The 12,833-nt window shown below is 72.0% G+C and carries 8 protein-coding genes; 4 read left to right on the plus strand and 4 right to left on the minus strand.

What is annotated here, in order from left to right; all coding sequences use genetic code 11:
- Positions 1-857: class I SAM-dependent methyltransferase (locus tag TR49_RS36835; protein ID WP_042390227.1), on the minus strand; the 857-nt coding region annotated here is incomplete at its 3' end.
- A gap of 40 nt (positions 858-897) precedes the next feature.
- Positions 898-3,534 carry a DEAD/DEAH box helicase gene (locus TR49_RS36840; RefSeq protein ID WP_236653702.1) on the minus strand — a complete coding sequence of 879 codons (2,637 nt, stop codon included), beginning with the start codon at positions 3,532-3,534 and terminating at the stop codon, positions 898-900.
- Positions 3,535-3,665: 131 nt separating this feature from the next.
- Between TR49_RS36840 and TR49_RS36845 the strand changes: the two genes are divergently transcribed.
- Both TR49_RS36845 and TR49_RS36850 read left to right on the plus strand, forming a co-directional pair.
- A complete protein-coding gene (locus TR49_RS36845) occupies positions 3,666-4,007 on the plus strand; it encodes an STAS domain-containing protein (protein ID WP_042373473.1) in 342 nt (113 codons plus the stop codon).
- A 121-nt stretch (positions 4,008-4,128) separates the two neighbouring features.
- On the plus strand, positions 4,129-4,593 hold the full coding sequence (locus TR49_RS36850; protein ID WP_042390200.1) for an ATP-binding protein: 465 nt from the start codon (positions 4,129-4,131) through the stop codon (positions 4,591-4,593).
- Between the two features lie 269 nt (positions 4,594-4,862).
- Here the strand turns inward: TR49_RS36850 and TR49_RS36855 are convergent, their stop codons facing one another.
- On the minus strand, positions 4,863-7,736 hold the full coding sequence (locus tag TR49_RS36855) for a right-handed parallel beta-helix repeat-containing protein (RefSeq protein ID WP_042390202.1): 2,874 nt from the start codon (positions 7,734-7,736) through the stop codon (positions 4,863-4,865).
- 308 nt (positions 7,737-8,044) lie between these two features.
- On the opposite strand from TR49_RS36855, the gene TR49_RS36860 reads away from it, so the two are divergent.
- Positions 8,045-10,504 carry a sodium-translocating pyrophosphatase gene (locus TR49_RS36860; protein ID WP_439654161.1) on the plus strand — a complete coding sequence of 820 codons (2,460 nt, stop codon included), beginning with the start codon at positions 8,045-8,047 and terminating at the stop codon, positions 10,502-10,504.
- Positions 10,505-10,728: 224 nt separating this feature from the next.
- On the opposite strand, the gene TR49_RS36865 is transcribed toward TR49_RS36860, so the two are convergent.
- Positions 10,729-11,616: an alpha/beta fold hydrolase gene (locus TR49_RS36865; RefSeq protein ID WP_042390205.1), complete on the minus strand. Its 888-nt coding sequence runs from the start codon at positions 11,614-11,616 to the stop codon at positions 10,729-10,731.
- A gap of 302 nt (positions 11,617-11,918) precedes the next feature.
- Here TR49_RS36865 and TR49_RS36870 point away from each other — a divergent pair, with 302 nt between their 5' ends.
- Complete coding sequence (locus tag TR49_RS36870; RefSeq protein WP_042390207.1) at positions 11,919-12,641, plus strand: hypothetical protein; 723 nt, start codon at positions 11,919-11,921, stop codon at positions 12,639-12,641.
- The last annotated feature ends 192 nt before the right edge of the window (positions 12,642-12,833 follow it).

Raw genomic sequence — 12,833 nt, forward strand, 5'->3', positions numbered from 1 at the left:
AGCGGCGTGCCGGTCAGCCGCGTCGTTGCCAGGTTGATCCGCAGGCCGCAGGGCAGTTGCCGGTCGGTGGTCAGCAGGGAACGGGAGGCGTCGGCGAACTCCTGGTGCAACTGCTCCAGGGTCGCCTCGTCGAGCTGGGTCAGGTCGTAGTAAGTGTCGAGCATCAGCCGCCACACCTCCTCGGTGGAGCCGCTCATGCTGAGGCTGAAGGGCTCCCAGTCCGCAGGTGCGAAGCCCTGCGGGGCCAGCAGCCCGTCAAGACCCTCGCGCGTGCGGCTGCGGGGGTCGCCGAGCCGGGGACGGCGCTCCCCGGTCCGTGTCGACATGAGGTAGGGGGTGGCGAGCTCGAGGAAGAGTTCCATGGCCTCGCCGCCGACGGGGCCACCGCCGACTGCCACGGCCAGCACGCCGCCCGCTACCAGGACCCGGGCCGCCTCGGCGACGACCTGCTCCACGTCGGCCATCAGCATCAGGGCCATGTGCGAGACCACGGCGTCGAAGGAGTGGTCCGCGAAGGGAAGTTCCTGAGCGCGCCCGTGGTGGAGTCGGGCGTCGGCCAGCTCGGGCCTGCGGCGTGCGATCTCCAGCTCGCGGGAGGAGAGGTCGACCCCGGCGAGGGTCTCGACGCCGCGCGCACCGAAGAGGGCCAGCAGACCCCCGTCCGCGCAGCCGAGGTCGAGGACACTCCTGACATGACCGACTCGGTCCGCCAGTACCTCGTGGCTGGTCCGTCCGTCGGAGACGCGACGGGTGTTCACGCCCTCCACCAACCGACCGGGCGCCTTGTCGTGGAAGGCCCGTAGGTAGCCTTCCGCGGTCTGTGCTTCAGGGCTGGCCGTCGTCTGCTCCGTAGTCACCCACGAACCGTAGGCAGAGCCTGCCGGGGCGCTCCACCGGTTATCCCTCGTCGGAGCCGGAGCCGGAGCCGGAGCCGGAGCCGGAGCCGGAGCCGGAGCCGGAGCCGGAGCCGGAGCCGGAGCCGGAGCGGGAGCGGGAGCCGGAGTCGGAGCCCGGCGCGGGGCTGGGCGGCCTCTGGGTGTGGGGTGCCGGCCTCGTACCGACCTCCGGTCCGGCGAGCAGCAGCGTCAGCAGCCGGATGGCGCCCTGCTTGTCCAGCGGGTCGTTTCCGTTGCCGCACTTGGGGCTCTGGATGCAGGACGGGCAACCGCGCTCGCACTCGCACGAGGTGATGGCCTGGAGGGTGGCGGAGAGCCACTCCCGGGCGCGTTCGAAGCCCCGCTCGGCGAAGCCGGCACCGCCCGAGTGACCGTCGTAGACGAAGACGGTGGGCAGGCCGGTGTCGGGGTGGAGGGGGACGGAGACTCCGCCGATGTCCCATCGGTCGCAGGTCGCGAAGAGCGGAAGCAAGCCGATGGAGGCGTGTTCGGCCGCGTGGGCGGCCCCGGGGAGCTCCTCCGGGAGGAAGCCGGCGTCCTCCAGCTGCTCCTCGGTGACGGTCCACCACACCGCGCGGGTGCGCAGGGTGCGCGGCGGCAGGTCGAGCTTGGTCTCGCCGAGGATCTCGCCGGTGAGCAACCGACGTTTCAGGTAGGAGACGACCTGGTTGGTCACCTCCACCGAGCCGAAGTTCAAGGTGGCGTCGCCCCAGGCGACCTGACGGTCCGTGCTCAGGACGGCGATGTGGGTCGTGTCGCGGGCGACTGTGCTGTACGGCGGGTCGGCTTCGGCGACCAGGGCCACCGAGTCGTCCAGGTCCAGCTCGCGCACCAGGTAGCTGCGGCCCTGGTGGAGGTGGACCGCGCCGGTGTGGACGGTGGTGTGCGCGGCGCCGGCGTCGACGGTGCCGAGCAGCCGGCCGGTGTCCGCCTCGACCACCCGGACGGGCGAGCCGCCCTCGCCCCGGATGTCCACGAGATCGGCGGCGCGTTCGCGGCGGGTCCAGAACCAGGAGTTCTGGCCGCGTCGCCGCAGCATCCCGCGGCGCTCGAGCTGGGGCAGGAGTATCTGCGCGGAGGGGCCGAACAGCTCCAGGTCCCCCGGAGTCGCCAGCGGAAGCTCGGCCGCGGCCGCGCACAGGTGGGGCGCGAGGACGTGCGGGTTGTCCGGGTCCAGCACGGTCGACTCGACGGGTTGCCGGAACAGCGAGTCGGGGTGGTGCACCAGGTAGGTGTCCAGAGGGTCGTCGCGGGCGATGAGGATGGCCAGGGCGCCACCGCCCTCGCGGCCGGCCCGGCCGGCCTGCTGCCACAGGGAGGCGCGGGTGCCGGGGTACCCGGCCAGCAGCACGGCGTCGAGGCCTGCCACGTCCACGCCCAGCTCCAGGGCGCTGGTGGAGGCGAGCCCGAGCAGCGCGCCCGAGTGCAGGGCACGCTCCAGGGCCCGCCGTTCCTCCGGGAGGTAGCCGCCGCGGTAGGCGGCAACCCGGCGTGCCGTCGCGTGCCCGGCTGCCTCGGCGAGTCGTTCCTGGGCGATGACCGAGACGAGCTCGGCACCGCGCCGGGAGCGCACGAAGACCACGGTGCGGGTGCCGTCCAGCACCAGGTCGGTGAGCAGGTCGGCGGCCTCGGCGGTGGCCGAGCGGCGGACCGGCGCGCCGTGCTCGCCCGCCAGTTCGGTCAGCGGTGGCTCCCAGAGCGCGAAGACCGTCTCCCCGCGCGGTGAGCCGTCGGCCGTCACCTCGGCGACGGGAAGCCCGGTCAGACGCTCGGTGCTGTGTCCTGGCTCGGCCACCGTGGCCGAGGCCAGCAGGAAGACCGGGGACGAGCCGTAGCGGGCGCACAGGCGCCGCAGGCGGCGTAGCACCTGGGCGACGTGGGAACCGAAGACGCCGCGGTAGGTGTGGCACTCGTCGATGACGACGTAGCGCAGGGCCTTCAGGAAGGAGGCCCAGCGGGCGTGGCCCGGCAGGATGGCGCGGTGCAGCATGTCGGGGTTGGTCAGCACGTACGCGGCGTACTGGCGGACCCACTCGCGTTCCTCGAACGGGGTGTCGCCGTCGTACACCGCCGCGCGGACGCGGCTGAGCCGCGCCGCCCCCGGAACGGCCGCCGTCCCTCCTTCGGCCCCTTCGGCCCCTTCGGTCCCGTCGGCCTCTTTGGCCCCATTGGCCCAGCGGGCCGCTTCGGCCACTTCGCAAGCTTCGGCGGCGGTGCGCAGTTCGCCGAGCCGGCGCAACTGGTCGGCGGCGAGGGCTTTGGTGGGCGCGAGGTAGAGCCCCGTCGCGCCGCGGCCGTTCTTGGCCTCGGTGCCGTCCAACAGAGCGCTGAGGACAGGGGCCAGGTAGGCGAGCGACTTGCCCGAGGCGGTCCCCGTGGCGATCACCACGTTCTGTCCGTTCATAGCCAGATTCGCGGCTTCTGCCTGATGTGTCCATGGCTGCTTGATTCCGGTCGCCGAGATCGCCGACAGCACCTCCGGGCGGAGGCCTGCGGGCCAGTCCGCATACTGGGCGGGGCGGGCCGGAATGTGCTCCGAATGAGTGAGCCGATCTTGCCGCCCGGAGGCGCCCGTGAGGCGGTCGAGAGCGGCTTCGGGCGGGTCAGAGCGCGGCTTCATCGGCCCCAAGTCTGTCATCACGCTGATGGAGATTCCCCCCAAGGCGTCGTGTTGGCCTGGTGATAAGTGGTTGAATGCCTACGCGGCCGTGCAACGGGGCCAGGGGCCCCGCGATCGGCATGGAAGCAAGGCAAGGTGCTGGAGGTTCCGTGGACCTGTCCCTGTCGACCCGTTCCGTCGGCGACCGCACGGTCGTCGAGGTTGGGGGCGAGATCGATGTGTACACCGCCCCGAAGCTGCGCGAGCAGCTCGTCGAGCTCGTCAATGAGGGTCACTACCACCTGATCGTGGACATGGAAGGCGTCGACTTCCTGGACTCGACCGGGCTGGGCGTGCTCGTCGGCGGGCTCAAGCGGGTGCGGGCCCATGAGGGTTCGCTTCGTCTGGTCTGCAACCAGGAGCGCATCCTCAAGATTTTCCGGATCACCGGACTGACGAAGGTGTTCCCCATCCACGGTTCCGTGGACGAGGCCGTCGCCGCCAACGACTGAGCTCGCACCGGTGAGCTCCAACTGAGGCAGTGCGCCCGGGAGTGACGAGGCGCGCGGAAGTATCCGCGTGCCCGGGCTCCCGGGGCCGGTCCGGAACCTGAACCTTTCGAGGGGGACATATATGGCCACCGTCGAACTGCGCTTCAGCGCACTCCCGGCGCACGTGCGCACAGCGCGGCTGGTCGCGGCGGCAGTCGCACGTCAGGCCGGGGTCGACGAGTCGGTTCTCGACGAGGTCCGTCTTGCCGTGGGTGAGGCATGCTCGCGCGCGGTCGGTCTGCACGTGCGCAGCGGGGTGTCGCATCCCGTACGGGTCAAGCTGACCCAGCAGGAGAAGCGCTTCCTCATCGAGGTCGGCGACGGAGTGCCGACGCCGGTGACCTCGCACGCCGACAGCAGCGCCGCCGAGGCCCTCAGCCTGGCCGCCGGCGCGAACGGCGGCCGTGGGGGCGAGCAGGCCGACGACACCATGGGCCTGGCTGTGATCAGCGGCCTGGTGGACGACCTGGTCATCGGCCACGACGACGACGGCGGCCTGATCCGGATGAGCTGGCCCATCGCCGACCCCGCGGACGACGAGCTGTAGCACCCGCCGAGCGCCGGTAGCGGGGCAGGCCCCATACGCCTCTTGGCGCGCCTCCGGGGCCGCGTCGGCGCATCCCACGCCCGTATGCCCAGGCCCGTGCGCCTGGGCTCCGTTCGCCTGTGCTCCGGGCACCTGGGCCCCTGCAACGCAGATCCGTGTGACCGCGGGCTCGGCCGATCGTCGATACGACCAGGGTGGCCCGGGATCACCCGAGCCACCCTTCGCTGCTCATCTCGCGTCGTTCCCGGACGGGACGACGTCCTGGGACGTCAGGAGTAGTACCCCACCACGTCCGCCAGCAGGTCCACCGAGCCCGCGCGGTTGTACAGGTCGACGTAGCCGTCGCTGCCGATCGGCGCCTCGACCAGGACCGTGGACGGCAGGCCGGGACCGGCCTGCAGGGCTGCGCCGGCGGGGCGCGTCGCGCCGTCCGCGTAGGCGGTGACGGAGGTGGCCACCGAGGCGTTCAGGGCGGTGAGGTTCAGCAGTACGGTCTTCGCTCCGGCCGGGATGCCGGCGAGGCCCGCCGCCCTGAGCCGCAGCACCCGCCCCGCACCGAGCTGCCCCTTGGGCGCGCCGATCGCGTAGCGCGTGTCCAGCATGCGTGACGGGGTGAGCGGGAAGAGCGTGGTGGGCGCGGGCGCCTCACCGTAGTAACCCTCGACGTCCGCGCTGACCTGGAGCGAGCCGCCGCCGCTGTTGGTGACGAGGATGTCCCCCTCGTTGTCGATGGGGACGACGACCAGGTTGCTGACCGTCTGGCCCGGGACCACGTGCAGCGTCGCCTCGTACGGCGTCGAGGTGCTTCCGGCGTGCACGGTCACGGAACCGGCCGCGCTCGCACCGGAGGCGGTCACATCGAGGACGATGCCCGCCAGGCCGACGGGCATGGCCATTTGCCGCCACGCGTTGAGCGTCACGCTGTGCCCGGCGGCCAGCGGCGACTTGGTCGTGTTCAGGCCCGTCGAGGTGTCCAGCACATGCTCGCTCTGGCTCTGGAAGGGCTGGCCGTTGCTGGTGGAGGTGAAGAAGCCCTGCACGTCCGCGCTCAACTGGGCGCCGACGGCGGAGGTGTAGAGGTCCACGTACCCGGACGGGCTGACCGGGACGGTGACGAGCGACTGCGTGGTGCGGCCGGGGGTCACCGTCAGACTGGTGGTGCCCGGCAGTGCGGTGCCGTCCTGATAGGCCGTCAGAGAACCGCCGCTGGTGGCGCTGGTCGCGGTGAGGTTCATGACGACCTCGGTGACGCCGGAGCTGGGAATCCCGCCCACGCCGTCGACCTTGAGCCGCAGGGCGTGCCGCGACGGCATCGGCGCCTTCGGTGCGCCGAGGCCGTTCCAGGTGGCCAGGATCCGGGCGGGCGGCACCGCCCGGAAGGTGTCGCCGACGCTCAGCCGCTGCGAGGTGCGCGCCGTGTGACCGGCGGAGTCCGTGGCGGTGAGGGTCACCGTGTACACGCCGCGCTTGGCGTAGGCGTGCGTCAGTGTCGCCGTCGTGCTGGTCAGGTTCAGCGACTGCGTGTGTCCGTCGCCGAAGTCGATGGAGCCGCCCGTCAGCTGCCACGGCGTGGTGGCGGAGTAGCCGAAGTCGCCCGTCAGCGGCGTGTAGCCGTCCTGTGCGGCGGTGAGTTGCGGGGTGACGGGGGCGTCCACCGGCAGGTAGTAGCTGGTCGTGCTGGTCACTTTGCGGCCGTCGGAGAGCTGCGTGGTCACCACCACGGTGTAGTCGCCGGCGCTCGTGTAGGTGTGCGAGGCGGTCGGCGACGAGGAGGTGACCGGCGGGGTCTGGTCGCCGAAGTCGAAGGTGTACTGGATGCCCTGGTCGTTCCACGGGTTGCTGACCGTCGCACTGAACGTGACGGTGTTCGGCGCGGGATGCGTCGCGTTCCCGGGAGGCGTGATCCCGGTGATGGAGAAGGGGTCGACGCCCTCGAAGGCACCCCGGTCGTAGTAGCCCACGCCGGTTCCCGTGTCGCCCACCGTCGGATCGTCCACACGGGAGTGACCGGTCAGGTCGGTGCTCAGCTCGTCGGGGGCGCCGGCGTCGGCCGAGTCGATCACGGGGCTGGGCGGCTTCGGGGACGTCGAGATCAGCGTCGAGAGGTTGCCGGTGAGGTCGTGCACACCCTGGCTGGGGGTCGTGGCGGCGCCGAGCGCGGCAGCCGAGGCGTAGCCGGTTCCTGCCCAGGAGTAGGGCTCGGCACTGCCCGGTGCGGCCACGACGTTGTAGTCCAGCACGGTCCCGGAGGTGGAGCCGGCGGCGACGGAGACCTCGGGCTGGGTCGTGTCGGTGCAGGCCGGGCGGCCTCTGAAGGCGACGCCGTTCGCGTCGTCGTCGGCGACGACGTTGTTCTCCAGCGTGGACCCGGTCGAACCGCTGCCGGCGCCGAGCAGGGAGACGCCCGACAGGCAGTTGCGATCGACGGTGTCGCTGGTCACGACGGTGTCCGGCGAGTCGGTGGCGACGATGCCGCCGTTGCGGTTGCCCGTCACGTAGTCGGTGCTCAGCACCGTGCCGTCGGCGGACTGGACCGCCACGCCGGCGCCGGTGAAGGAGAGGATCTCGGACCGCTGGACGGTGACGCCCGACGCGCCGTCCTGGACGGTGACGCCGTTGTCGGTGGAGACCCCGGGGGAGGCCTGGAGCACCGCGCCGTAGACGAAGAGGCTGTCCAGGGTGATCTGGCTGCCGCCGTCGATCTCGATGCCCTGGTGGCCGGCGAAGACGCCCAGTCCGCGCAGCACGACGTTCTGGACGTGGTCGAGGAGGACGGCGGGCTCGGCGTTGTGGTCGGTCACAGTGGGGCGGGTTCCACCGGTCTGCCAGCCGCTCAGGCCCTGGATGGTGATGGGCGATCCGGCGCTGCCGGAGTGGGTGATGTGCAGCTGCCCGGAGAAGGTGCTGCCCGGGGCGATCTGGACGGTCTGTCCAGGCTGGGCGGCGTCGACGGCCGTCTGCAGGCTGCAGTACGGCACGGCCTGGCTGCCCGCCGCGGGGTCCGTGTCCGAGCACGGCGCGGCGGAGTTGACGTACAGGATGCCGGTGTCGGCGGCGGACGCGGGTGCGGGCGCGGCGAGGGGTATGGCCGCGCCGGCCAGGAGCACGGGTGCCAGGGATCTGGCGACGCGCTTGGAACGCATGGAGTGTGCCTCTCGGCCTCTCGACGAAAAGTGGCCCGATTCTTGCACCACGATTTCGGCCAACCAGGGCCGGGGTGGCCGAAAGGCGGCGGATCTGGGAGGTGGCCAGGCGCCTCGACCGGGAAAGTCTCGCTAGGAACTTCTGTCACAGTTCCTAGTACTTGTACCAATTGCCGCACATACCCTGTTTTGATCATGTGTCGGATTCTTACAATCGCGGCCTGCCACCTTGCCCGCGCTGCCGAGCGGTCCGCGCCTCCCCCGGCCCCATGACCCCGGGATCCCGCTCGGCGCACGAGCCAGACGTCATGGGAGGACGAATGGCCGGGCTCTACCTCTCCGGCGCTCAATCACCTGTGACGGCCGTGCTCTCCGGTTCGGACCGGGTCGTGGTCGTCATCGTCGCCGTCGTCGCCGTAGCCGCGCTGGGTGTCGCGTGGTTGCTGGTCCGTCAGGTACTGGCAGCGGATCAGGGCACGGACACCATGAAGCAGATCGCCGCCGCCGTGCAGGAAGGCGCGAACGCCTACCTGGCGCGGCAGTTCCGCACCCTCGCCGGATTCGCCGTCATCGTGCCGTGCCTGCTGCTGGTGCTGCCGGCCGACGACTGGTCGCAGCGGATCGGACGTTCCGTCTTCTTCGTCGTGGGCGCGGCCTTCTCCGCCGTGACCGGCTATGTCGGCATGCGGCTGGCCGTGCGCAGCAACGTCCGCGTCGCCGCGGCGGCCCGGGCGGCCACCCCGAGCGAAGGGGAGACGGAGGCGCCCGACGTGCGGACCGTGTCGCACCGCGCCATGCGGATCGCGTTCCGCACTGGCGGGGTCGTCGGAATGTTCACCGTCGGCCTCGGCCTGCTCGGGGCCTCCGTGGTGGTGCTGGTCTACCGCGAGAACGCGCCCAAGGTGCTGGAGGGCTTCGGCTTCGGGGCCGCACTGCTGGCGATGTTCATGCGTGTCGGCGGCGGCATCTTCACCAAGGCCGCCGACGTCGGCGCCGACCTGGTCGGCAAGGTCGAACAGGGCATCCCGGAGGACGATCCGCGCAACGCCGCCACCATCGCCGACAACGTCGGCGACAACGTGGGCGACTGCGCCGGGATGGCGGCCGACCTCTTCGAGTCCTACGCCGTCACGCTCGTCGCCGCGCTCATCCTCGGCGTCAGCGCGTTCGGGGACCACGGCCTGGCCTTCCCGCTGCTGGTGCCCGCCATCGGTGTGGTCACGGCTGTCCTCGGCATCTTCGCCGTCTCGCCGCGCAGTGGCGACCGGTCCGGCATGACCGCGATCAACCGCGGCTTCTTCATCTCCGCGGTCGTCTCCCTCGTGCTGGTCGTGGTCGCCGTCTTCGCCTTCCTGCCCGGCAGTTTCGCCGCGCTCAAGGGTGCCTCCCCGGATGTCGCCGCCCACAGCGGCAACCCGCGGGTCTTCGCGCTGGCGGCCGTCGCCATCGGCATCGTGCTGGCCGCGGCGATCCAGCAGCTCACCGGCTACTTCACCGAGACCAACCGGCGCCCGGTCCGCGACATCGGCAAGACCTCGCTCACCGGCCCCGCCACCGTGATCCTTTCCGGCATCTCGGTCGGCCTGGAGTCGGCCGTCTACTCGGCGGTCCTGATCGGCGCCGCCGTCTACGGCGTCTTCCTGCTGGGCGGCGGCTCGTTGACGCTCTCGCTGTTCGCCGTCGCGCTGGCCGGGACGGGGCTGCTGACCACCGTCGGCGTGATCGTCGCCATGGACACCTTCGGGCCGGTCTCCGACAACGCCCAGGGCATCGCCGAGATGTCCGGTGACGTGACCGGAGCGGGCGCGCAGGTGCTGACCGAACTGGACGCGGTCGGGAACACCACCAAGGCGATCACCAAGGGCATCGCGATCGCCACCGCCGTACTGGCGGCCACCGCGCTGTTCGGCTCCTTCACCGACGCCATCGGCACCGCGGAGTCCCAGATCGGCTCCTCCGCCCATGGGCTGAGCCTGAGCCTGGACATCTCCCAGCCCAACAACCTGGTCGGTCTGCTGCTCGGCGCGGCGGTCGTCTTCCTCTTCTCCGGACTGGCCGTCAGCGCCGTCTCCCGCTCCGCCGGCTCCGTGGTCTTCGAGGTACGCGAGCAGTTCCGCTCGCGGCCCGGGATCATGGACGGCAGCGAGAAGCCGGACTACGGCCGGGTGGTGGACATCTGCACCCGCGACGCACTGCGCGAACTGGCCACCCCCGGTCTGCTCGCGGTGCTCGCGCCGATCGCCGTCGGCTTCCTGCTCGGTGTCGGACCGCTCGGCTCCTACCTTGCGGGTGCGATCGCCGCCGGCACGTTGATGGCGGTCTTCCTGGCCAACTCCGGCGGCGCCTGGGACAACGCCAAGAAGCTCGTCGAGGACGGCCACCACGGCGGCAAGGGCAGTGAGGCGCATGCCGCGACCGTCATCGGCGACACCGTCGGTGACCCGTTCAAGGACACGGCGGGTCCGGCGATCAACCCGCTGCTCAAGGTGATGAACCTGGTCTCGCTGCTGATCGCCACCGCGATCGTCAAGCTGGGCTTCGGCGCGCACGCCAGCACGGCATGGCGCGTGGTGATCGCGGTGCTCTGCCTGGCCGTGATCGTCGGCGCGGTGTGGATGTCCAAGCGGCGCGGCATCGCCATGGGCGCAGAGCCGCCGGACGCCTCGACCGCCGGATCCGCGGCGGACACGGCAGACGGGACAGGCGGCGAGATCCCACGACAGGCCGACGGCCGACCGGGTTCGGGGGTGACCTCCCGCGTGCCCTGAGCGGGCTCACGCGACCGTCCGGCGCTCACGCACCGGCGCCGGACGGTCGGCGGGGGGAACTGCCGACGGGCGGAACTGTCGTCGGGCCGGAACGCGCGTCGCCGGCCCGCGGCGCGCTGCGAGCCGGCCCGCGACCTCGGCAGGTCCGCAGCGCTCCGCCGGCTCGACGTTCAGCCGACCCGCATCGCACAGCCGGCCCGCAGCGCTCCGCCCGCCCAGCGCGTTCAGCCCGCCTGCAACGCTTCACCCGCACGGGCGTTGGCGGCGATTGCCGCCACGACGCGCGGCCACAGCGCCTCCGGCAGCTCGTGGCCCATGCCCGGCAGCGTCAGCAGCTCGGCGTGCGGCACCGCGGCGGCGGTGGCCCGTCCACCGCTGATGTCCACCAGGGCATCGTCCTCGCCGTGGACGACCAGGGTGGGTGCGGTGACCGCTGCCAGCGCCCGAGTCCGGTCCGGTGAGGCGAAGACCGCAGCCAACTGCCGTGCGATGCCGTCGATGCGGCTGCACCGGTCATAGGTGCGGATCACCGAGGCCCGCAACTCCTGCTCCTCGCGTGGATACCCGGGCGAGCCGATCGCCCGGGCGGACGCGATGTCGCCCTCGATGGCGGCGTCACGGCCCTCGGCGCGCGGCTGTGTCAGCACCGCCCACACCTCCTCGCTGGGCGGGCCGACCCTGGGGTAGTCCGGCGAGGACATGATCGAGCAGAGGCTGAGCACCCGCTCGGGCCGGTCGATCACCAGCTGCTGGGCGATCATCCCGCCCAGCGAGGCGCCGACGAGGTGGGCGCGCTCGACGCCGAGTGCGTCCAGCAGACCCGCGGCGTCTCCGGCCAGGTCCGCCACCAGGTAGGTCGCGCTGGAGCCGTCGCCGTCGAGGACGGCGGCGAGGTCCGGCTGCGGTCCGGTGTCGAGGAAGGTGGAGAGCCCGGCGTCGCGGTTGTCGTACCGGACGACGTGGAAGCCCTCGTCCGCGAGGAGGTGGCAGAGCCGTTCGTCCCAGGCGATCATCTGGGAGCCCAAGCCCATGATCATCAGCAGGGTGGGCCGGTCGGCGGTGCCGAAGGTGTCGTACTCGAGCTCGATCCCGTTGACCTGCGCGCGGGGCATGTGACCTCCGTGTCGTCGTGTCAGGCGTCGTGCCGGGCGTTGTGGCGGGCGTGCGTCGGGTCTTGCGTCGGGCGTCCAGTCGGGTGTTCTGCTCGCGGTGCCGTTCGGGCACGGTATCGAGGCGGACCTGCGCCGGAAAAGGGCGACAGTGTAGGTTCCCAAGCTGGGTCAGAGCGTGGGAAGGGGACCCGGTGAGCAGGTCGGAGCTGGTGGCGGCGTCGGTGCGGGAGCCGGTGGCGGGGGCGGAGCCGGGCACGGGCCGGGCGACGTCGTCGCCCCGACGTGCACGGACGGCAGGACGCGTGGGAGGCCGCACGGCCGGGCGGGTTGCGGTCGCGGCCTCGGTCGCCGCCGTCGTGGCGCTCGGGACGGCCGCCTGTGGGGGCAGCGACAGCACAGGCAAGCTGGACTCCTGGGCGAAGAGCGTCTGCGGCGGCATCGCCGCGCCCATCAGGACGGTGGCGGATGCCAAGGCGGACACCGGCCGGATCATCCAGGGCGAGAGCCCCGCCGACCTGCAGACGCGCCTGGCCGCCGACATGGGCCGGCTGGCCACCGGGAACCAGCAGATAGCGCAGGCGGTGCAGGCCGCAGGTGCGCCCGCGACGAAGGACGGCTCCCAGACGCAGGCCGACGCGGTCAGCGAGCTGAACCAGGCCGCCGGGGGTTACACCAAGGTCCAGCAGATCGTGAAGGCGCTGCCCGTCAACGACCAGGCCCGCTTCGCAGCAGGACTGCGTGGCGTCTCGGACCAGATAGGCCAGCTGTCCACGCAGTCGTCCGCGGCGCTGCAGACGCTCCAGACGGGAGACCTCGGCGCGGCTCTCAGCCGTCAGCCCGGCTGTGCGGCCCCGAGCGGCACTGCGGCCGCCGGCGGTTCGGACACCTCCGGGGCCTCCCCGGCCGCCTCCGGCTCGGCCTCCTCCGCTGGTTCGGCCCCCTCCGGATCCTCCGCCTCGGCGTCGGCCCACGGCTCCGCGAAGCCGAGCGGCAGCGCCTCCCCGAAGGCCTCGGCCTCTTCCTGAGCTGTTGTCGCCCGCTCTCGGCCGGGGCCGTGCGGCGCGGCCGCGTCTTCGCGCTTCCGGCGCGCTGGGCGGACGTGCCGGGCCCTGGCCGGGTGTCGGGGAGAATGGCTGGCGTGACGACCAGTTCCTCGCCCGAGACGCCTGCCGACCGGACCGCTGCCGACCGGACTGCTGCCGACCGGACTGCTGCCG

Origin of the sequence: Streptacidiphilus melanogenes, assembly GCF_000787835.1 — a bacterium.
Classification (GTDB): domain Bacteria; phylum Actinomycetota; class Actinomycetes; order Streptomycetales; family Streptomycetaceae; genus Streptacidiphilus; species Streptacidiphilus melanogenes.